Annotated in this window: 22 protein-coding genes; 13 read left to right on the top strand and 9 right to left on the bottom strand. The window is 58.1% G+C overall.

The features are described 5' to 3' along the window. The first annotated feature begins 22 nt into the window (after nucleotides 1-22). Complete coding sequence (locus ABJM11_RS13540; protein WP_348296409.1) at nucleotides 23-541, top strand: host attachment protein; 519 nt, start codon at nucleotides 23-25, stop codon at nucleotides 539-541. A 5-nt stretch (nucleotides 542-546) separates the two neighbouring features. Here the strand turns inward: ABJM11_RS13540 and ABJM11_RS13535 are convergent, their stop codons facing one another. Then, nucleotides 547-1,344, bottom strand: coding sequence for a PEP-CTERM/exosortase system-associated acyltransferase (locus tag ABJM11_RS13535; protein ID WP_348296408.1), 798 nt, complete (start codon nucleotides 1,342-1,344; stop codon nucleotides 547-549). A gap of 241 nt (nucleotides 1,345-1,585) precedes the next feature. On the opposite strand from ABJM11_RS13535, the gene ABJM11_RS13530 reads away from it, so the two are divergent. Then, the gene (locus ABJM11_RS13530) at nucleotides 1,586-1,918 is read left to right on the top strand and encodes an SMR family transporter (RefSeq protein ID WP_348296407.1); all 333 of its coding nucleotides are present in this window, start codon (nucleotides 1,586-1,588) and stop codon (nucleotides 1,916-1,918) included. Nucleotides 1,919-1,952: 34 nt separating this feature from the next. Here ABJM11_RS13530 and bla read toward each other — a convergent pair whose 3' ends face one another. Both bla and ABJM11_RS13520 read right to left on the bottom strand, forming a co-directional pair. Further along, complete coding sequence (bla, locus tag ABJM11_RS13525; RefSeq protein ID WP_348296531.1) at nucleotides 1,953-2,816, bottom strand: class A beta-lactamase; 864 nt, start codon at nucleotides 2,814-2,816, stop codon at nucleotides 1,953-1,955. Nucleotides 2,817-2,956: 140 nt separating this feature from the next. Beyond that, nucleotides 2,957-3,469, bottom strand: coding sequence for a copper chaperone PCu(A)C (locus ABJM11_RS13520; RefSeq protein ID WP_348296406.1), 513 nt, complete (start codon nucleotides 3,467-3,469; stop codon nucleotides 2,957-2,959). Between the two features lie 216 nt (nucleotides 3,470-3,685). On the opposite strand from ABJM11_RS13520, the gene ABJM11_RS13515 reads away from it, so the two are divergent. Then, nucleotides 3,686-4,423: a tellurite resistance TerB family protein gene (locus tag ABJM11_RS13515; protein WP_348296405.1), complete on the top strand. Its 738-nt coding sequence runs from the start codon at nucleotides 3,686-3,688 to the stop codon at nucleotides 4,421-4,423. Between the two features lie 26 nt (nucleotides 4,424-4,449). Here the strand turns inward: ABJM11_RS13515 and ABJM11_RS13510 are convergent, their stop codons facing one another. From ABJM11_RS13510 to ABJM11_RS13500, 3 genes are read right to left on the bottom strand one after another with little or no spacing between them, the layout of a single operon-like run. Then, a complete protein-coding gene (locus tag ABJM11_RS13510; RefSeq protein WP_348296404.1) occupies nucleotides 4,450-4,974 on the bottom strand; it encodes a phosphate-starvation-inducible PsiE family protein in 525 nt (174 codons plus the stop codon). A 37-nt stretch (nucleotides 4,975-5,011) separates the two neighbouring features. After that, nucleotides 5,012-5,350: a zinc ribbon domain-containing protein YjdM gene (locus tag ABJM11_RS13505; protein ID WP_348296403.1), complete on the bottom strand. Its 339-nt coding sequence runs from the start codon at nucleotides 5,348-5,350 to the stop codon at nucleotides 5,012-5,014. 39 nt (nucleotides 5,351-5,389) lie between these two features. Then, nucleotides 5,390-5,974 carry a histidine phosphatase family protein gene (locus ABJM11_RS13500; protein ID WP_407069996.1) on the bottom strand — a complete coding sequence of 195 codons (585 nt, stop codon included), beginning with the start codon at nucleotides 5,972-5,974 and terminating at the stop codon, nucleotides 5,390-5,392. A gap of 282 nt (nucleotides 5,975-6,256) precedes the next feature. On the opposite strand from ABJM11_RS13500, the gene ABJM11_RS13495 reads away from it, so the two are divergent. The 9 genes from ABJM11_RS13495 (at nucleotide 6,257) to ABJM11_RS13455 (ending at nucleotide 17,837) form a co-directional block, all read left to right on the top strand. Then, nucleotides 6,257-6,709: a YaiI/YqxD family protein gene (locus ABJM11_RS13495; protein ID WP_348296401.1), complete on the top strand. Its 453-nt coding sequence runs from the start codon at nucleotides 6,257-6,259 to the stop codon at nucleotides 6,707-6,709. A 73-nt stretch (nucleotides 6,710-6,782) separates the two neighbouring features. Further along, nucleotides 6,783-7,745, top strand: a complete 963-nt coding sequence (locus tag ABJM11_RS13490; RefSeq protein WP_348296400.1) for a hypothetical protein — start codon at nucleotides 6,783-6,785, stop codon at nucleotides 7,743-7,745. A gap of 117 nt (nucleotides 7,746-7,862) precedes the next feature. Further along, complete coding sequence (locus ABJM11_RS13485; protein WP_348296399.1) at nucleotides 7,863-9,653, top strand: ABC transporter ATP-binding protein; 1,791 nt, start codon at nucleotides 7,863-7,865, stop codon at nucleotides 9,651-9,653. Between the two features lie 87 nt (nucleotides 9,654-9,740). After that, nucleotides 9,741-10,514, top strand: a complete 774-nt coding sequence (locus tag ABJM11_RS13480) for an ATP-binding cassette domain-containing protein (RefSeq protein ID WP_348296398.1) — start codon at nucleotides 9,741-9,743, stop codon at nucleotides 10,512-10,514. Then, nucleotides 10,504-11,436: an ABC transporter substrate-binding protein gene (locus ABJM11_RS13475; RefSeq protein ID WP_348296397.1), complete on the top strand. Its 933-nt coding sequence runs from the start codon at nucleotides 10,504-10,506 to the stop codon at nucleotides 11,434-11,436. The genes ABJM11_RS13480 and ABJM11_RS13475 overlap by 11 nt, the downstream gene beginning before the upstream one ends. 11 nt (nucleotides 11,437-11,447) lie before the next feature. After that, nucleotides 11,448-13,478 carry a Fe(3+)-hydroxamate ABC transporter permease FhuB gene (gene fhuB / locus ABJM11_RS13470; RefSeq protein ID WP_348296396.1) on the top strand — a complete coding sequence of 677 codons (2,031 nt, stop codon included), beginning with the start codon at nucleotides 11,448-11,450 and terminating at the stop codon, nucleotides 13,476-13,478. Continuing rightward, on the top strand, nucleotides 13,465-14,256 hold the full coding sequence (locus ABJM11_RS13465) for a (2Fe-2S)-binding protein (RefSeq protein WP_348296395.1): 792 nt from the start codon (nucleotides 13,465-13,467) through the stop codon (nucleotides 14,254-14,256). Before fhuB ends, ABJM11_RS13465 begins: the two co-directional genes overlap by 14 nt. A gap of 221 nt (nucleotides 14,257-14,477) precedes the next feature. Then, complete coding sequence (locus ABJM11_RS13460) at nucleotides 14,478-16,622, top strand: TonB-dependent siderophore receptor (RefSeq protein WP_348296394.1); 2,145 nt, start codon at nucleotides 14,478-14,480, stop codon at nucleotides 16,620-16,622. An 87-nt stretch (nucleotides 16,623-16,709) separates the two neighbouring features. Further along, nucleotides 16,710-17,837 (top strand): PQQ-dependent sugar dehydrogenase, encoded by a 1,128-nt coding sequence (locus ABJM11_RS13455; protein WP_348296393.1) that lies wholly within the window; start codon nucleotides 16,710-16,712, stop codon nucleotides 17,835-17,837. A gap of 23 nt (nucleotides 17,838-17,860) precedes the next feature. Here the strand turns inward: ABJM11_RS13455 and ABJM11_RS13450 are convergent, their stop codons facing one another. Then, nucleotides 17,861-18,274 (bottom strand): GFA family protein, encoded by a 414-nt coding sequence (locus ABJM11_RS13450; protein ID WP_348296392.1) that lies wholly within the window; start codon nucleotides 18,272-18,274, stop codon nucleotides 17,861-17,863. 124 nt (nucleotides 18,275-18,398) lie between these two features. On the opposite strand from ABJM11_RS13450, the gene dkgB reads away from it, so the two are divergent. After that, nucleotides 18,399-19,208, top strand: coding sequence for a 2,5-didehydrogluconate reductase DkgB (gene dkgB, locus ABJM11_RS13445; RefSeq protein ID WP_348296391.1), 810 nt, complete (start codon nucleotides 18,399-18,401; stop codon nucleotides 19,206-19,208). On the opposite strand, the gene ABJM11_RS13440 is transcribed toward dkgB, so the two are convergent. Together ABJM11_RS13440 and ABJM11_RS13435 are read right to left on the bottom strand one after the other, a co-directional pair. Continuing rightward, complete coding sequence (locus tag ABJM11_RS13440; protein ID WP_348296390.1) at nucleotides 19,177-19,863, bottom strand: DUF6064 family protein; 687 nt, start codon at nucleotides 19,861-19,863, stop codon at nucleotides 19,177-19,179. The genes dkgB and ABJM11_RS13440 overlap by 32 nt on opposite strands. Then, entirely contained in the window at nucleotides 19,860-20,783 is a 924-nt protein-coding gene (locus ABJM11_RS13435) for an aldo/keto reductase (RefSeq protein ID WP_348296389.1), read from the bottom strand. The genes ABJM11_RS13440 and ABJM11_RS13435 overlap by 4 nt, the downstream gene beginning before the upstream one ends. Nucleotides 20,784-20,868: the final 85 nt, after the last annotated feature.

The following is a 20,868-nucleotide window of genomic DNA, read 5'->3' as shown; positions in this document are numbered from 1 at the left end:
GAACAAAACCTGGAGGCCCAACATGGCTGAATACTGTGTCGTTGCAGCAGAGCTAGCGAAAGCGCGGATTTTCACACTGGAATCCTCTGATACACCGGAATTGGAAAGATCCCCCTACCTCACGGAGTATAAGACCCTCTCCAACCCGGAGCACACGGCGAGCGAGAGTGAGATCTGGAGCGACAGCCGCGGAGCGCAGCGTGAGCCAAAGGGAGGCCAGGGCACGGCTGTCCCGCATCACAATTACGACGAACACCGCGACAAACGCGACCATCAGGTCAACCGCCAGTTTGCCAAAGATATCGTGGCCGACCTGAAGCAGGTCATCCAGGATAAAAGCATCAGCCATCTGGTACTGTGTGCCGAGAGCCAGATGCTCGGCGTTCTGAGACCGGAGCTCAACAACCTTCCGACTGACCAGGTCACGCTAACCGAGGTCGACAAGGATCTCGCGCACCTCAAGCCTCAGCAACTGCATTCGAAACTCGCGGAAGATGGCTTTCTGCCCCGGGCCAAGAGGCCCCCTGTGGGCGGGCCATAAGCGAGTCACGGGGGCAGATAACGACCTGATTCGGTGATCAACTCCCAGACATCCGGGCGGCGCCTGAGGATGCCATTGATCAGGGATGCCGCGTTGGTGAAGGCTGGCCGGCGGAGGCCGTGATACTCCATGACCGGCCCCACGTGATCAAACTCCACACCAAAACGCTTTAACAGACGCAATTGAGCCGGCTCCATTACCGCCATCCAGTGTGTGACGTTGTGTTTGACCGACATTCGCAGGATGGCGGCAAACAGGCCCAGGCTGATATAGGGCATGGCGCGCCTGCCGCCCTCGGCGTCAGCGTAGGAGGTCTGGTCGGTAACACCAGTGGGTGATTCCTGCTCGTTGAGGCGCCGACGAAATTCCCGACTTACCGCCATTCTGGAAATCTCGGCCATATGCTGCCGGGGAGCCGCCGCAATCATGTCCTGGGCTGGCTGGCTCATTCTGGGGAAACAGGCCCCTTCCATCGGGAAGTCTGACTGTTCCGGGTTGTCTCCCGCCAGAACGAGGCGAACGACCGCGACGCTGTCTCCGGTTCTGCGATGCTGGATCAGGGCATGGGCCGAGCGCGGATCGTAAGCATCATGTTCCCTGTTGTCGGGAAATTGGCGCGGGTCTTCAAAGGGCCTGTCGATACAGTAAACCTGGTACCGGACTTCAAAGACTTTATTGATCATTTCCTCGGTGGTGGCGACCTCAATCCCGAAGAAGGAGTTGAAGATGTCGCTGAGGTTTCTGGTTTTCCCGGACGCAGGTGAATTCTGGTGTCCGTCTGGAAATGAAGGATGTGCAGGCATGAGCAAGTCCTCTGATCTTCCCTCGCGGGAAGTGTAGTACTGCATAGGCCATGTCGATCAAAGTACGCCGGGACAGCAAGGAACGGCGGCTTTCTTCATTCATCATGGGAAAAGCGTAGCTGATGTTTTTGGGACAGGCCACAGGCCCGGGCGCTTCTGCTTTTCCATAGCCACCCTGTCAGGTGGCGATGGGGGCTGGTATCGTCCGCGTCCCAATGTCGTTCGTTACTGGAGATTCACTGTGAAAAGTTGGTTATTTCTTGGCATTGCCATTGTTGCAGAAGTGGTCGCAACCAGCGGGCTGAAAGCCAGTGAAGGGTTCACAAAACTCTGGCCAAGCCTGCTGGTGATTGCAGGCTATACCGTTGCCTTTTACTTCCTCTCAATCACATTGAAGGAAATCCCGGTGGGCCTGGCCTATGCCATTTGGGCGGGGCTGGGTATTGTGCTGGTAGCACTCATCGGCTGGCTAATTTACGGGCAAACACTGGATGCCGCCAGTGTGATTGGTATGGCGCTGATCATCACCGGTGTTGCGGTTATTAATGTGTTTTCGAAGGCTACTGTGCACTAAGTTATCAGGCTGAGCGGGAACGGGGAGTTATGCTTCAATTCCCCTGACCCACTGCCTCCACTATCACTGCACCTATTTTTGCAATCGCTTCGTTTCGCTCTGACAAGGAAGATTCTGTTTCCGTAATATAGAGTGCGACAACAATAGGCTGACGCTCCGGTGGCCACATTACGGCCGTTATCGACCTCGATCCGAAACCACCAGCCCCGGTTCTATCTGCAACAACCCAGCTTTGAGGCACAGCAGCCCGAAACAGGCCATCTGCTACCTGATTTCCTTCCAGCCAATTGCGCAGCTGCCTTCTGGACTCTACAGATAACACGTCGCCTAACAGCAATCTCTGAATATTACGCACCATCGCGTTTGGAGTAGTTGTATCCCTCTGGTCGCCCGGCTGCGCCTCATTAAGGTCCGTCTCCCAACGATCAAGACGGGTTACATCGTCCCCCAGAGACTTGGCGAAGGTCGTAATTGTTTCAGGTCCGCCCAGAGCTCGCAGAATCAAATTGGCGGCTGTGTTGTCGCTCGTACTCAGGGTTGCTTCGCACAACTCTGAAAGTGTCATTGCCTGGCGGCCCGCAAATTTTTCAGTGACGGGAGAATAGGTCACTAAATCTGCGTCCGAAAAGCTTACTTCTCTGCTTAACTGCACCTCCCCTTTATCGAATCGGTATAATAATTCGGCACAAGCAAGAGTTTTAAACGTGCTCAACAGAGGAAACCTCTGGTCAGCCTGATATTCCCAGCGCTGCCCTGTCTCCAGATCATAAGCGGAAAAGCCCACACGAGCATCCAGCTCATCAGCCATTCGATCTAAAGCTGCGACAACAGAATCGTTAGCTTCGGCGATGACTACTGATGGCAATAATACAAGAAGAAAAGTTAAAACCTTTTTCATTGAATGTATTCTCACATATTTGTCAGGACCTACCTTTTGAACTGAAGCCACCGCGTACCAATATTCTGCCTGATCCATGGCTTCCTTACTCCCTAACAACGTATTCTACGAACCCGCTCGTATAACTCCAGCCAGCATTTTCAGTGCCCGGAATGGTCCATTCCGTTGTCTTTCTTCTGCACGCCTCCATCCAGCGGTTCAACGTTTAATTCAACGTTCATGTCCGCCGCGCCCTCAAATGTTAATGTGAGTGGAATGCTTTCGCCTTCTTTCAAGGGGCCTTTCAGCTTTTCAAGCATCAGGTGGTAGCCGTGGGGCTTGAGTTCCACGGTTTCGCCGGCTGGGATGGTGAGGCCGTCCTTCAACGGGCGCATACTCATGGTGCCGTCTTTCATGGTGCTTTCGTGGAGGGAGACGTTTTGCGCTCTGGGGGTGGTGGCGCTGGTGAAGGTGATGTCGCTGTCGCCATGGTTGGTAATGGCCATGTAGCCAACGCCCATGGGTACGCCCGGGGGTGTGGGCCGGCTCCAGGGGTGGTCGATTGTGATATTGCCTTCGGTGTATTCGTGGGCCAGGGCAGTGGTGGAAATTGTGCCTGCGAGAATGCTGAAACCGAACAGCACGTTGGCGGCCAGCGCAGTGAGTGTTTTCATGGAGCCTCGCTTTGTGGAGTTATCGTTAATAAGTTGGCAAAACGAACACAGTGTCACTTCGGCTGCCGTTGATGACAAGTCTCACCGTCAATTTTGCAGCCAATGTCATGCGTGGATTCGGGCACCAAATCTGAACGCTACGGTCATACCAGCGGATACAGAAATGCCTCAACCAAATGACCAGCTTGGCCATAGGCGCAATTCAGGAGCGAATACATGAACGCCATGAATATTCTCAAGCAGTTGATGAACCAGGCATCCGGAAGCCAATCAGGCTCAGGAGGTACCTCAGGAGGTACCGATGTGAATCGTATGGTGGGGAACCTCGCCTCCCAGTTCGGCGGCAGCGGTTCCGGAGGTACAGGCTCCAGCGGGATCGACGTCAAGAGTCTGCTCGGTGGTGGAGCGGTCGGGCTTATGATGGGATCGAAGCGGGGGCGCAAGATGGGCGGCAAGGCTCTGAAATATGGCGCCCTCGCGGGGGTTGGCGTGCTGGCCTGGAAAGCCTACCAGAACTATCAGGCCCAGTCCTCCAGCCCTGTGACCGATAGTGCCCGAGAGGGCCAGCCACTGGAGCAGCTGCAAGGCAGCGAACAGGAGCAGCGTGGCCTGGAAATATTGCAGGCGATGATCATGGCTGCCCGGGCCGACGGACACGTTGATGCCAACGAGCGGGCATTGCTTACCCAGGAAATCGAAAAGCTGGGGCCGGATGATGAACTGCACGCCTGGATTCAACAGCAATTCGACGCCCCTCTCGACGCCAACGGCCTTGCCCGCAGTGCCGACTCACCCCAGGCAAGCCGGGAAATCTATATCGTCAGTGCGGTGATGATCGACGATCAGAACCCCATGGAGCGGGCCTGGCTGGACCAACTGGCCAATGCCCTGAAGCTGGAACCGGCCCTTGCCAGGGAGCTGGAACAACAAGTGCAGGTTGCAGCGGGCGCGTAGCCAGGCGCCCCCCAAACAGAGGGCAATCAGTCGTCCCACTCATGGTACTGATTGCCCTGCCTCAATAGCCAATAGGTAACGCCAAGTGCGAGGGTAGTCGCGGCGATACCGATCAGGTACATGGGGGTCAGTGTTTCAAAATCCAGCACGATAACTTTCCGGGCGATCGCCATAAGCGCGGTGGCGACAACCAGCTGTACCGGGAAGACGTTGGTACCTAGGTAGAGCCGTATATTGATGAAGATTTCCACTGCAATCAGCACCGCCATAAAGGCACCGAAGGTGTAGAAAATATCGTTAATGTTCAACAGTAGAAAAGGCGGCGTGATCAACCTGTCGTAAATGATGTAAATAACATCGCCCACGCCCCAGAGAATAACCGCGACCATCAGTACCGCGAGCACCCGGATCGCAAACCGGATAACACGGTGCAGACTGCGAAAGAACGGATCAGGGAAATCAACCGGGAGTTCCTGATGCAATTCATTTTTCTTCTCTGGCGATGGTGGCTGTGGTTGCGCTGGCGTTACATCCTTATCGTTATCGGCCATTCAATCTCTCCGTTAATACTGCGATGAAACCATCGGGTCAGGCTTTCTTGACGAACTCGGATTTCAGTTTCATGGCACCAATGCCATCGATCTTGCAATCGATGCCATGATCACCGTCCACAAGACGAATGTTCTTCACCTTGGTTCCCACCTTTACCACAGAGCTGGAGCCCTTGACCTTGAGGTCCTTGATCACCGTTACGGTATCGCCATCCTGAAGGTCGTTGCCGTTGGCATCACGTATCACCTTGCCGGCTTCATTCGCTGCCACTTCCGCCTCTGACCATTCATGCCCGCATTCAGGACAAACCAATCGCACACCGTCTTCATAGGTGTATTCAGAGCTGCATTCGGGGCACGGGGGAAGTTGGGACATGTTGTTTCCTGTTAACTGAATGAACGCGGGATTATACCACTACCGCCCAGGCGAAACCCTTGCCAGCACGGTCGGGTTTGCCGAAAGCGGCAATGCAATCAACACTCCCTCATTAGATGAGGGATACACATCCGTCAGCGCCGTCACATTCACCTGGTGCGACACCAGCACCACCGGGGGGCCGGGTTCCAGCTCGTTCACAATCGCAATGGTCTGCTCGGTCTGCATTTGCCCGTTGCCACGGTTCCGGAAAAACGAATTCAGCGATATCATCTCTTCAACCGGCCCGATATCCATCTCCCGCGCAGTCTCAAGACAACGGCACCACTGGCTGCTGAACACCCGCGCCTGATCAATACCATGCTCCGCCAATAAAGGCTTCCACGCCCTCGCCTGTTCACGGCCAGTGTCGTTCAGATTGCGCTGGGTGGAGCAGTCGTCCACTTTGAAATTGCCAGGGTCTCCGGTACCTGGCGCCAGAGCATGCCGCAACATTAACACCGCCCGGCCTTCCCTAAGAGCCTCCCAAGCTTCTGACTCGTCAGCCTGTGCGGTAGCCGTCGAAATTAGAGCGAGGCCTAACACCAGAGTAAAAAAAGCAGCGGAAACAATACTTACTCTCATAAGAAACCCCACCTTTGAGTGTTGAGTCATCTCTACTATCGTGGATATTACGCCGCAGCCTGATCTCGCCCTTGGGAGGGACTTTCCAAAAATGTTGGAGGCCATGGATGGCCGGAATCAAGCGCACACGGACGTGCTTGTAGCGTTTTTTGGAAAGCCCCTCCCAAGGGCGCAAGCCCGACAGTTCAGCAGTCCCACCAAACAATACGCGGAACACAACTACCAGGCTCACAACAACAAAAGGTAAACTCCATCGAGAACTGAACCATGAGGAAACCAGCCATGCCAATCTGGGTCGACGCCGACGCCTGCCCCGTCCCCATCCGGGAAATTCTCTGCCGCGCCGCAACCCGTTGGCAAGTCGAGACCACCTTCATCGCGAACCACGCCATTAACCTGCCCCCGAGCCCCTACATCAAGCGCCGGCAGGTGCCCCAGGGTTTTGATGTGGCGGACAACGAAATTATGGACCAGATGCACAAAGGCGACCTTGTTATCACCCAGGATATCCCCCTGGCCGCCGAAGCCATCGAGAAAGGTGCGGAGGTGTTCAATCCACGCGGCCAGGCCTTTACCAGGGAGAATATTCGCCAGCGCCTGGCCATGCGCAACTTCATGGAAGAAATGCGAAACGCCGGCCAGGTGACGGGCGGCCCCGCGCCGTTCAGTCAGACCGACCGCAAAGAATTTGCCGACAAGCTGGACCGGTGGCTGCAACAGAATACAAAACGGTAATTCGCGGGGCTGGCAATCATCCGAGCCATCCTCCAAGGTACGAGAAAGTCGATCCAATGCCGGGAGGATCTCCATGACTCAGCAATCCGCCGATGTCGCCCGCCTCGAACGCTACGGGCCGGACACCCGTGAATACACCCTTGCCATCATCACCGACGAGGACCATGCTTCCCAGGTAGAACTGGACGATGGCCAGACGGCATGGAAGTCCACCCTGCGCTACGACAAACTCTATCGCGACGTACATCCGGCCACCGGCAAAGTCAGCTACCGCCTGGAAGAGATCCCGGAGGCCCAGGGCGGCGAACACCATTTGATCAGTCTGATTGCCGAAGGCGGCCGGGGCGCCGAGTTCTCCGAACTGGTGCAATTTGGCCAGAGGTTGGTCACCTTTGATGACCGCACCGGCCTGGTCTGTGAGATCCGCAACGAGAACCAGCTTGTTCCCAGACACATTTTGATGACCGGCAGCGGTGACGAGAAGTTCAAGGGCTTCAAAAGCGAGTGGGCCACCCTGAAGGGCGACAATATGATTGTTGGCAGCCACGGCAAAAAAACCAGGGAAGAGTGGATCAAAGTACTGGACCGCCAGTATGGGCTAAGCAGTATTGACTGGCGGGAGAACTACCAGCGCATCCGCGATGCCCTGGAGGTTGGGCCAGACGGCTACGTGATCCATGAGGCTGCGGAGTGGCACCCCTATCGCCAGGAGTGGCTATTCTTCCCCCGCAAGATTTCCACAGAACCCTTCGACGAACCCATTGACGAGCGGGAGCGCGGCGCCAACACTCTGATCATTGCCGATGAGGATTTCAGCAACATACGCACCATCACCATCGGTGAACGGGTACCGGAGCGGGGAATATCGTCGTTCAAGATTATTCCGGGCTATCCCAACGAATGCGTCGGTTTAAAGAGTGTTGAAATCGGCGAGCACACTGAAACCTGGCTGTTCTGCTTTGATCTGGATGGCAATGTGCTGCAACAGGACACCCTGATAGGCCGATACAAATGCGAGGGTGTCGAAATCCTCTAGTGTTTGTCCTTCAGTCATGAAGCTCCGCAACATAGCGAGCTTCATGATAATCATTCTCTTTTAACCGAAGCCTAAATCCGCTACCCTTGCCGCTTTTCTGGCGCAAGCGGAGCGAATATGAACGAGCCTTCCCCCAAGACCACCAGCAGTTTTGCCGCCCTCGGGCGCCTTCTGCGTTATGCCAGAGGCTATCGCCGCCAGATCATTGCTGCGACCACCTGCTCCATTATCAACAAGCTGTTCGATATTGCTCCGGAAATCCTGATCGGTGTTGCCATTGATGTGGTGGTCAACCAGGAAGAGAGCTTCGTGGCAGGCCTGGGATTTGAAACCGCCCAGGAGCAGATCACCATTCTGGCGGTCCTTACGTTCTTCATCTGGGCCGGCGAATCCATATTCGAATACCTGTTCCAGATCCTCTGGCGCAACCTGGCCCAGCGCCTGCAGTCCGACCTGAGGCAGGATGCCTACGAACATGCCCAGAAGCTGGACATGAGCTTCTTTGAAGCCCGCAGTTCCGGCCAGCTGGTCGCCACCATGAACGACGACGTCAACCAGCTTGAACGCTTCCTCGACGGCGGTGCCAACGCCATGATCCAGGTAGTGGTGACCGTAGTGGCTGTGGGCGCCGTGTTCTTCGTGCTGTCCCCCCTGATCGCCCTGCTGGCGTTCACCCCGATTCCTCTTATCGTCTGGGGCGCGTTCTATTTCCAGCGCAAAGCCGGCCCGCTTTACGCCGATGTGCGTGAGAAAGTGGGAGACCTGTCGAGCCGACTGGCCAATAACCTGGGCGGCATAGCCACCATCAAGAGCTTCACCGCGGAACGGCGCGAAGCCGAGCGCCTGAAAGCCAGCAGTGAAGCCTACGTTGACGCCAACCGCAGGGCCATTCGCATCAGTTCGGCGTTTATCCCGATTATCCGCATGGCGATTCTGGCGGGTTTTCTGGCTACCTTTACCGTTGGCGGCATGATGGCGCTGGAAGGCAACCTGAACGTGGGTGCCTACGGGGTTCTGGTGTTCCTGACGCAGCGCTTGCTGTGGCCACTGACCGGGCTTGCGGAAGTGATCGACCTGTTTGAACGGGCCATGGCCAGCACCCGCCGCATTCTCGACCTGCTGGCCGAGCCGGTGCATGTAAAAGACGATGCCGGCAAAACACTGGAGCAACCGGTAAAGGGTGAAGTCAGCTTCGAGAAAGTGAGCTTTCACTACCCCTCAAGCGGGGCCGGTATCGACAACATTTCCGTACACGTGCCGGCCGGGAATACCCTGGCGCTGGTGGGCGCGACCGGCTCCGGCAAGTCGACACTGATCAAATTGCTGCTGCGCTTTTATGATCCGACCGGCGGCCAGATTCGCATCGACGGGCAGCCTATCCAGTCCGTCAGCCTGAAATCTCTGCGGGAAGCGATCGGGCTGGTGAGCCAGGATGTCTACCTGTTTGAGGGTAGTATCCGCGATAACCTCGCCTATGGCTTCCCCCACGCCAGCGATGAACAGATCATTGAGGCAGCAAAAACCGCTGAGGCCTGGGCGTTCATCGAAGCACTGCCTGAAGGGTTGTCGACTGCTGTGGGGGAACGGGGTGTGCGGCTGTCGGGCGGGCAGCGCCAGCGTCTGTCTCTCGCCCGTGCGTTGCTGAAAGACCCGCCCATTCTGGTCCTCGACGAAGCCACCAGCGCTGTCGACAATGAAACCGAAGCCGCCATCCAGCGCTCGCTGAAGCGCATCGGCCATAACCGCACCGTGATCATGATCGCTCACCGGCTGTCGACCATCGTGGATGCAGACACCATTGCCGTGGTCGAGGGAGGTCGTATCGTGGAGTCAGGCCGGCATGACGATCTGCTGGAAAGCGATGGCGCCTATAACGCCCAATGGCGGGTACAGACCGGCCAGGCATGACCCCTGGCCCTGCTCTATGACAACAATGTATTGATAGTAATTCGCATTTAGATTATCCTGCAGGCCTTCAGAATCACGGGAGCCTGCATGTCTGCGTTCTTCGAAGTATCCGGTCTGGATGTGAATATTGGCGATACCGCTATCCTCCGGAACATCAACATCGAATTCCGGGAAGGCGAAGTAACCGCTTTGCTCGGGCACAACGGCTCCGGCAAATCCACATTGCTTAAGGTTCTCGCCCGGCAGATGTCGCGCACGTCCGGTGACGTCAGTCTGCTGGGAACATCCTTCCGTACCACCGGCGCACGGGAATTTGCTCGCACCGTTGGCTACCTGCCCCAGCATCCCCCGGGCACCGATGGTCTCACTGTGCGGGAGCTGGTGGCCCTGGGCCGCTACCCCTGGCGCGGACCATTGGGCCGCTACAACAGCGAAGACCATCGCTTGATTGATCAGGCAATCGCCGACACTGGCCTGGACCGCTTCCAGCATCGCTCTGTGGATACACTGTCCGGCGGCGAACGCCAGCGAGCGTGGATTGCCATGTTGCTGGCCCAGCAAACCCGCTGCCTGCTGCTTGATGAGCCCATCTCCGCCCTGGACGTGAAACACCAGGTAGAAACCCTGCGCCTGGTACACCGCCTGGCAGACGAGAGGGAGCTGACTGTTATTGTGGTGCTGCACGATGTCGACCTGGCTGCCCGCTTCTGCGATCGTCTTGTGGCACTCAGAACCGGGCAGCTCATTGCCGACGGCAGCCCCCGGGAGATTATGGAATCCGGGATATTGGAAACCATCTACGGGGTGCCCATGGGCGTGATGGAGCGAGCGCCGGGCCAGTGGGTTTCCTATGTTCACTAGGCAGGCCGTAAGTGTTCTGATAACACTGCTGTTCCTGGGCCTGACCTCGTTACCGGCCAACGCCCAAACCTGGCAACACGAGTACGGGTCCATTTCCCTGGACGATACCCCGAAGCGAATCATTACCCTGAACTGGGCGGCCACCGAAGCTCTCCTTCTTCTTGACGTCACCCCAGTGGGCATGGCAGACCGGGATGGTTACGAGGTGTGGGTGAACGAGCCGGAGCTTCCCGCCGGTGTTGCCAATGTCGGCACTCGCGTGGCGCCCAGCCTGGAAGCCATTGCGGAACTGAAGCCGGACCTGATCGTCACCAGTTCAGAAATGGCACCGGCCTCCCGCCAGCTCGAACGGATTGCACCCACGTATGTGATCAGTGTGTACAAGGAAGGCCACCGGCCCTTCGAGAAAGCCCGCGAGATGTTGACCACGCTGGCAGCGATGCTCGGCCGGGAGGAAAAGGCGAATGCCATTCTGACCGACCTTGAACAGACACTGGCCAACCAGCGCCAACGCCTCGAAGCGGCAGGCATGACAGACCGGCCGGTGGCCCTGGTGAACTTTCTGGATGACCGTCACGTGCGCATTTACGCGCCCAACAGCCTTTACCAGAGCGCCCTGAACGCCCTGGGACTTGAAAATGCCTGGCCACTGGAGGGCAACTTCTGGGGTTTCTCGGTTGTCGGCCTGGAAGCCATCGCCCCTTACCAGAACAGTCGTATTGTGGTGATCTCCCCGATTCTGCCCGGGCTTGCCGACACCTTGGCCAGCAGTCCTTTCTGGACGTATCTGCCCCCGGTCAGGCGTAACGAGGTGTATCGGATAGAGGCCGTGTGGCCCTTCGGCGGTGTTTTCCCGGTGAAACGGCTGGCAACCATGCTGACAGACGCACTGTTGGCAGGAGGCTCTGACAATGTACGCTGAAGGCTCTGACAATGTACGCTGAAGCCTCTGACCTGCCCACGTCGCGCCCTGTCATTCCTGCAAAACTGCCGGTAGCGGCGGTGATCCTGTGGATCGGCGCCCTGATCGCCAGTTCGGCGCCCTGGTTTGGCGAACTGGATGCCGGCGCATTGGTGTCTGCATTCTGGACCTTCGATGCGGAGAACTATTCCTCCGTGCTGGCCCACTACAGCTGGGCGCCGCGGGTGTCTATCGCTATCCTGATCGGATGCGGGCTGGGGCTGGCCGGGTCCGTTACCCAACAGATACTGGGCAACCCGCTCGCCTCGCCCACCACCCTTGGTGTGGAAGCCGGCGGCCAGTTCGGGATTACCGTTGCCACACTTTTTGCGCCCGGGCTGCTGGCCTTCAGCCCCGATCTGGTGGCCATCAGTGGTGGTTTGCTGGCGATAGGCCTGGTGATTGCACTCACCTGGCGGCTCGGATTCTCACCGGTGAGCGTCATTCTCGCGGGGCTGGTCATCACCTTCTTTCTCGGCGCCATGAACATGGCGTTCCTCCTCCTGAAGGGGGAATGGCTGGGCAACCTGTTTATCTGGGGAGCCGGCTCCCTGGTCCAGAACAACTGGGGGCCCTTTATGGAGCTCTGGCCCCGCGTTCTGGTGCTTGCCGCGCTAATGCTGATGCTGATGAGGCCACTGCAATTGCTGCAACTGGGTCAGACTTCAGCCAGTGCACTGGGCGCCAGGGTCGGGCTGCTGCGGGCCCTGGCTCTGTTTCTGGTGGTTCTGATGACGGCCACCGTGGTCAGCCGGGTTGGCGTGGTGGCCTTTGTAGGGCTGGCCGCCCCGGTGCTGGCTCGGCTGCTGGGCGCCCGCACACTGGGCAACCGGATGCTGTGGAGCACCCTCATGGGGGGCGGCCTGCTGTTGCTGGCCGATACCCTGGCACACTGGGCGTCCACCTGGGGTGATGGCTCCCTGGTCCCCACCGGAACCACCACCGCGCTAATCGGCGGGCCCGTGATACTGCTGGCTCTCCAGAGTTTCAGGAATACTCACCATATGCCCGGGCCGGAATCCAGCCCGGCAGGCTTTATGCCCACACGCCGGTCCCCGGTACTTGTTCCCTGCGCTGTTGTCGCATTGCTTGTGACCACCATGATTATCTCCATGGGCTGGGCTCCAGGGCTGGAGGGCTGGCACTGGACATCAGTCACCCAATGGGATGATGCCTGGGTCTGGCGTGGGCCGCGGCTGTTGGCCGCAATTCTTGCCGGGGTATCGCTGGGGCTGGCCGGCACACTGATTCAGCGGATGACGGGCAACCCTATGGGTAGCCCGGAAATGCTCGGTATCAGCGGCGGGGCTGCGCTGGTTATGGTGTTGCTTGTGCTCACTGGCACAGAAGTCAGCCGCATTGGCCAGCTTGGAGCTGCCACTCTGGGCGCCGCTGGCGCCCTTGGGTTGCTGATCCTGCTTGCGCGCAAACACCGCTTCGCAGGGAACCAGTTGCTGCTCGGTGGCCTGGCCCTGTATGTATTTATGGATGCCGGGCTGCGATTGGTCATGGCTTCCGGCGGCACCGTGGCATCACAATTGCTGAACTGGATGTACGGCTCCACGTGGCTGATTTCCGAGAACGAGGCTTTCGGGCTGCTGGGATTCGTGGTGCTGGTGAGCACATTGTTGCTTTTGATTGTGCGTCCACTGACCATTCTGCCCCTGGGGGATACCGCTGCGACCTCCCTCGGGCTGTCTGTGGCCCGCGCACGGCTACTGCTGCTGTTGCTGTCGGCGGTGCTGACTGCCGCCGCAACGGTCGTCATCGGCCCCCTCAGTTTCGTCGGACTGATTGCACCGCACCTTGCAAGGGTGCTGGGGCAACAAGCCGTCGGCCGCCAGATGATCGCAGCAGCTCTGGTCGGCGGCCTTCTGCTTGCGGTGGCGGATTACCTGTCGCGAATCGTGGTCTTTCCCAACCAGCTCCCGGCAGGTTTGCTGGCTGCACTGGTAGGGGGTATCTATTTCCTCTGGGGGTTGAGCCGCCATGGCCGCCACTGATCAACAACTCTGGGCCCGGTTGCGGCACTCTTCGGGGGTGTCGGAAGCAGACATCCGCCAGTCCTGCGTGCTGACCGGCCACACCAGTCTCCCGGTCAATGCGCTGACGCTGGCCGAATGCCTGACAGAACCGGAAAAGCTGGTCCGGAACGTCGGCCACTCCATACCGGGCATAGGTGATCAGAAACAACGCCGAATCCGCGCATCGGTGCTTCATCAGAGCCTCGCCCTGGAGGTGATCGCGCCATTGACCATGCGCCTGTTTCTGGAGGGCCGAACGCCGCTTCCCTCACCAGCCGGGATTTTCCTGGTTGCCGGCGATGCCGCCCCGCGCTGGTCCTGGCTGGAGACTGTCCCAAACGTTGACACTGAGTGTTTCGTGGCATCGATGACCAGGCAGGTTCAGGCTTGGTATCCGGTGTTCCGCAATGCACTCGGCGTTAGCCCCGGCGCGTACTGGAGCAGCGTTGGCCTGGGTTTCGGAATGCCATTTTCATCGCTTTATAACGTGGCGCCACCGGACCAGCTCTGTGAACTGGCAACCCGCTGGCTGAGCCGTTTCGACTGCCAGGCTAATCGCTTTATTGACTGGATACCGGCGGTATTCAACGGCCAGACCATGGCCATTCCCCAACGCCGTGGCTGCTGCCTGAAATATCTGCTGCCGGAGGAAGGTTACTGCGGAACCTGCGGTGTCTATCGCAAGGAGCGTATTGCCAGTATCAGCCACCGCCCAACGTCGACCCCAGCAACAGGATACTGGCCAGCACCAGAATAAAACCACCGGCCCCTGCGGCCAGCTTCAGCCCCTCGATTGCCTCTTTTTCCGGTGTCATCTTGCACCTCCCTGGTCAGAGTTGAACCTCACCCACCAATTTACACCACTATATTGCAAATGTTAATCATTATCATTAATATTACAGCGTTTTTAAGGCGCTGGCACTCTCCGCCCAGTGTTTATGTCATAACGACCTCCAGCGAGACAAAGGTAAGCAGTCCATGTCCCCCGATACACAAAGCAATAAACCCGTAACCCGATCCCGCAGAACCTCCGCCTGGATTACTTCCGGCCTGCTTCTGAGTTCGGTTGTCACGCCAGTTACTCATGCCGATACAACTACCCTTGATGCCATCGAAGTCACCGGCGAAAGAACGGAAGACCCACGTGCACCCGTCGAAGGGTACCGCGCAGAAACGGCGTTGAGCGCCACGAAAACCAATACCGCGATTGCCGACACCCCCCAGTCCATATCGGTGGTCACAAAAGACCAGATGCGCGACCAGGGAGTCAGCAGCATTCAGGAAGCGTTGCGCTATTCCGCCGGCATCGGTGCCGAGCAGTTTGGCCTGGACAGCCGTGGCGACTGGCAGTCCCTTCGCGGCGGCGACCCGGTGATTTTCCTGGACGGCATGCAGAAAGGGTTCGGCTTCTACAACCGCCCCCGCACCGAACCCTATACTCTCGAGCGTATCGAAATTGTCCGCGGCCCCTCCTCTGTGCTGTACGGCCAGGGCAATGTTGGCGGCATTATAAACCTGGCCAGCAAACGCCCCCTGGAAACCCGGCAAACCGAACTGCGCCTGGAAACGGGCAATAACAGTCTGAAGCAGGCTGCCATCGACACCTCCGGCCCGTTAACCGAAGATGGCTCCCTGCTCTACCGCCTGATAGCGCTGGGGCGGGACAGCGATACGCAGGTCAAACAGGTGGAAGATAACCGGGTAGTACTGGCACCCTCCATCACCTGGAAACCGAATGAAAACACGGAATGGACACTGCTGGGGCTACATCAGGAGGACCGCTCCGGTTCCACAACCCAGTTCCTGCCCCACGCCGGAACCATCAAGCCTGCGCCTGACGGCCTTCCGGACATACCCATTGATGTCTTCATGAGTGAGCCGGATTTCGATGAATACAACACCAGGGAAACGTCCATCACGTCGCTCATCAGCCATCGACTGAACGATACATTTTCGGTGCGCCAGAATCTCCGCTATTCCGAAAGCGACGTCAGCTACCAGTCGATCTATCCGATGTTCCCGCCGACCCTGCAGAATAACGGCGATATTTCCCGGGTGGCCTATGTAAGCAAGCCCAACCTGGACACCCTGACAGTGGATCACCAGCTGGAGGCGCTGCTGGGGTCGGAAAGTTTCAGCCATACGGTTATTGGTGGCGTGGACTTCCAGCGCGCCGAGAGTGACGGTCGTGCTGCCTATGTCAGCGATATTGGCGACCTCAACCTCTACAACCCCGTGTACGGCAATTACACCCGCCCCACCGCGGCCGACTTCTATGACATCGCCGAGAATACCGTTTACCAGACCGGCGTTTACCTCCAGGACCAGATGACCATTGATGACCGCTGGATTGCGGTGTTGGGATTGCGCTACGACAACGCCCGCAACAAGACAGAGGGTAGCGAGACCTTCGAGGACAACGAAATCACCACTCGTGCTGGCCTGATGTACAAGACCAGTTTCGGTCTCTCGCCTTACATCAGTTATTCAGAATCTTTCCTGCCCATTGATTCGGTTAACGCCTTCAACCAGCCATTTGAGCCCCTCAAAGGTGAGCAGATCGAACTGGGTGCCAAGTATCAGCCAACAGGGTCCGACAGTTTCTTCACCGCAACCGTGTACGACCTGCGTGAGAAAAACCGCCGCGCCCCGGACCCGGATGTGCCCAACAACCAGATCCAGAATGGCGAAACCAGAGCCAGAGGTGTGGAACTGGAAGCCTTTGTGGAAATGAACCCGCAGTGGGACCTGATCGCCAGCTACGCCTATACCGACACCGAAGTTGTGGAAGGCACCAACGAGGGTGCCAGGCTGGCAAGCATCCCCGAACACACGGCCTCTGCGTGGAGCCAGCATGATTTCGCGATTGCCGGTACCCCCGGATTCCGCGCGGGTGCGGGTGTGCGCTACGTTGGTAGCAGCTGGGATGGCGCTGACGAGCTCAAAACGCCGGCTGTGACGCTGTTTGACGCCATGATTGGCTATGGGCGCGGCAACTGGGACCTGAGCCTGAACGTCAACAATATTGAAGACGAAACCTACTTTACAACCTGCCTGGCACGCGGGGACTGTTTTGTGGGCACAAAACGGACGGTAGTCGGTTCGGTCACTTACAACTTCTGATACCGCCGGCCTTTCCCTTCGTACCAACTGCTAGACTGGGTATATTAACGATATTCTGGCAGATATTTCGAAGGGAGAGGCCACCTCATGAACCGCATTGGCAGAATCGCCACGTCGCTGGCACTGGCCGGCCTGGCCAGCAGCGGGCTGGCTACCGCACAAACCTTCAGCTCGGACAAAGCAGACTTCCGCCTGGACACCGTAGCCGAAGGCCTGGAGCATCCCTGGGGCCTGGCGTTCCTGCCGGACGGCTCACAACTGGTCACCGAACGCGCAGGCCGCTTGCGCCACATCAGGAACGGTGAACTTCAGGACGCCCCTATCAGCGGCGTACCTGACCTGGTGGTGTCCGGGCAAGGCGGCCTGCTGGACGTGCTCCTGCACCCGGATTTCAAGCGCAACCAGACCCTCTTTCTCAGCTATGCCCATGAGGTGAGCGGCGAAGGCATGACTACCCGGGTGGCAAGGGCAAAACTGACGGATGGGCAATTATCCGACGTGGAAGTGATTTTTGAAGCCCTGCCCCGTGGCACGACAGGCCGCCACTTCGCCGGCCGAATGGAATTCGACCGCGACGGCAACCTGTACGTTGCCGTGGGTGACAGAGGCGAAAAGAAACGCGCCCAGGTGACGGATGACGATGCCGGTGGCGTGCATCGCCTGACCACTGAGGGAAAGCCGGCTCCCGGTAACCCGTTCACTGACGACGCCTCTGTAAACGACACCTTTTTTACCTATGGCAACCGCAATATCCAGGGCATGACCATTCACCCGGAAACCGGCGAAATCTGGAGCCATGAACACGGCCCCAGAGGCGGTGACGAGATCAACATCATACGTGCTGGCAACAATTACGGCTGGCCGGATGTGACCTACGGTATCGCCTATTCCGGAGGTACCATTTCCGAAAAGACCACCATGGAAGGGGTCACCGATCCACTGCATTACTGGGACCCTTCAATCGCACCCTCGGGGATGGCATTTTACACTGGTGACGCGTTTCCCGAGTGGCAGGGTGACCTGTTCGTGGGCGCGCTCAAGATGCAGAAACTGGTGCGCCTGAGTATTGAAAACGAGGAAGTCAGAGAAGAGGAAGACTTGCTGGAAGACCTGGGTGAACGTATCCGCGATGTGCGAATGGGGCCGGACGGCGTGCTCTGGCTGCTGACGGACGAATCCGACGGCAAGGTCTACCGGATAGTGCCTGCGAACTGATCAGACGCTATCCGTGCCGTTCGTCAGTTTGGATCGTATGTTCTTTCAGTTTTATCGAACTGGGGAACATCGTCGGTAATAGTAAACCAGTCCGACTTGGAACCAACATAAACGTGGGAGGACGGGCCCTTTCCCAGAGGCTCGTTAATCAAACCAACCCGCAAACGCAGGATTCCGGGAATGGCATCCACCCGGCTGTATAGCTGGCTGCCACAACGAGGACAAAAGCCGCGATACTTACCGGGGCGGGACTCGTATTCCCGGACCAGCTCTTCGCCCGCCGTGAAACGGGTTCGGATTTTCTGAATCGGTGCGCTGGCTGAAAAAGCGCTGCCATGGGCACGCCGGCACTGACTGCAATGGCAAAGGGCTATGGGCCCCAGTGGGCCATCGTATTCCAGTTTGATATCGCCACAAAGGCATTGCCCTGTCAGCATGATTTGACCTCAATGATTCGTAGACTTGCCCCGTTATCCGGGCCGGTATGATAACCACCTGCCACTTGAAGAACCAGCGGGCGAGCACCACATACAAGTCAGAGCGTTCGCAAAGGAGGACACTATGGCATTCAGCACACTTCCGAAAATCGGTATGGGCACATTTCGCCTGAAGGGCAACGATGCGAGAGAGGCGGTCAAAAGCGCCCTGTCACTCGGATACCGGCATATTGACACTGCCCAGATGTATGAAAACGAAACCGAAGTGGGCGATGGCATTACCTCCAGCGGCATCCCGCGCCGCGAAATTTTTCTGACCACCAAGATCTGGCACGACCAGCTTCGCCGCAGCGACCTGATCAACAGCCTGCACGACAGCCTGGCACGGCTGAAGACGGACCACGTGGACCTTACCCTGATCCACTGGCCGTCACCGGACGACGAAGTGCCCATGGAAGAGTATCTGGGTGCCTTGCGGGACGCACAGCGGGAGGGGCTGACAACCCATATCGGCATCTCGAACTTCACCTGCGCCCAGATGGACCAGGCCAGAGAGGTCCTGGGGGACACGCCCATGTTCACCAATCAGGTTGAGGTCCATCCCTTCCTGGCCAATCGCAAGGTCGTCGACCACGCCCGTAAACTGGGTATCACCGTCACAGGGTACATGCCTCTGGCTGTGGGCAAGGTCATGGAAGACGAGACCCTGAATCGCATTGGCCGCGAACACAATGCTTCACCGGCACAGATTGCCATTGCCTGGGTTGCGTCACGGGGCGTGATACCGATTCCGTCTTCAACGCGCCCCCAGCATCAGAAAGCCAATCTGGATGCGCTCGACATCACGCTCAGTGCAGAAGACATCGCCGAGATAGAGAGGCTTGACCGGGGCGAGCGCATTGCTAACCCTGACTTTGCCCCGGCCTGGGACTGAACCGGAAACCGACAATTGTCAGCACCAGGGTGGCCGCCGGGAGAACAAACATGAGCCGTGTTCCCAGCGCCCACAGCGTTGCCGCACTGAACAGCGACCAGAATAGCGGCAGCAGCAGAAACAGCCAACGAACCCGCCTGGGTAACAGCAGCAGGCAGGGCACGGAGGCGGCGACGGTCACATCTGGTGTCATTCCGAACAACGCTAAAGCGTGCCAGTTTCCCGACTGGGCGACGACCAGCAGGGGCAGCAGGGCCGCCATCATCAGCCAGCCGATGCCGGCCCGCCATCGGTGCGCAGGCCCTGCGGTTGTTTCATCCCAGGGCCACACCAGTGCCGCCACCGTCAGTAGCGCAGCCTGCAGAATGAAAGCCCAGCCAAACCAGGTGGCCGGCGTGTTGACAGACCCGTAATACTCCATCAGGAAACCCGCGCCGCTACACACCCAGGCTGCCGCAAGAAGCAACAGGACCCCGCGTTTTGCCAACGTGTCGCCGCGCACCAGCAACCCGGCCACCAACAGCATTATCGCAACCACGATGCCCTGCCAGGGCCAGAAATCCTGGTTTATACGAACAAATAGCCGGAGAAACACCTCCGGCCCGAACATCAGAAAATCCGACAGTGAATAGCTCAACCAGTCCACATCTGTCATAACCCCGCCACATACTCGGCCATTTGCCGGCGTTGCTCCTTATCCGGAAGCCTCCCGTAAAGGGCGCCCATATTTTCCTCCATGTGCTTCACGCGGGTTGTCGCTGGAATGGCACAGGTGACCGCCGAATGAGACACAATGAACTTGAGGAAAAACTCGGCCCAGTTGCTACAGCCGGCCTCCGCCGCCCAGCCTGGCAGTGGCTCGGACTGGTAGCGGCGAAACAGGCTGCCCCCCTGGAACGGGCGATTGACGATCACGGCAATGCCACGTTCTTGCGCCAGCGGCAGCAGGTGTTGTTCGGCTTCCCGGTCCAGCACATTATAGGTCAGTTGCACGAAATCCAGTGGTTCCCGCTCCATGATTGTGGCGAGATCCCGGTGGCGGCGCCCGTGGGAGGTGGTGATACCCAGATATCGAATCTCCCCGTCCGCCTTCATCTGCTTGAGGGTTTCCAGATGGGATTCCCATGCCAGCAGGTTGTGTACCTGCTGGAGATCAAAGCGCCCGATCCCCCACTTTTGTCGTGACGCCGTGTCCTGTTCCCGCGTAGCGTTTCCATCCCCGGTCCAGATCTTGTTGGCAGCGAATACCCTGTCGTGAGCGTTCAGGGTGTCCAGTGCTTCCCCCATCACATCATCCGCGGAGCCGTACATGGGCGACGAGTCCACCAGGGTGCCCCCCAGTTCAAAGAACCACTTCAGCACCCGGGTACGCTCCTGCACAAGTTGCTGGTCCCCACCAACGTTGAAGGTGCGCCAGGTTCCCATGCCAATGACGGGCAACGGCTCTCCGGAAGACGGAATGGGCCGGGTGAAAGCCTTTGGGCCGGAAGCTGCCACAAGGGCAGGCATGCGCAGTGAAAGACCGGTGGCCGCCAGTGCAGCCAGGAACTGTCGTCGGGACAACTTTATAGCCATGGCTCTTGCTCCGGTGTTCGTTACACACATGCGGTTATTACGCACCCGCACGGGTCAGGGTTCAGCCTGTATCGTAACGCTTCAC

The organism is Marinobacter sp., from assembly GCF_039977835.1.
Classification (GTDB): Bacteria; Pseudomonadota; Gammaproteobacteria; order Pseudomonadales; family Oleiphilaceae; genus Marinobacter.
Note: the sequence above shows the minus strand (reverse complement) of the source record. Positions and strands in the feature narration are given on the sequence as shown.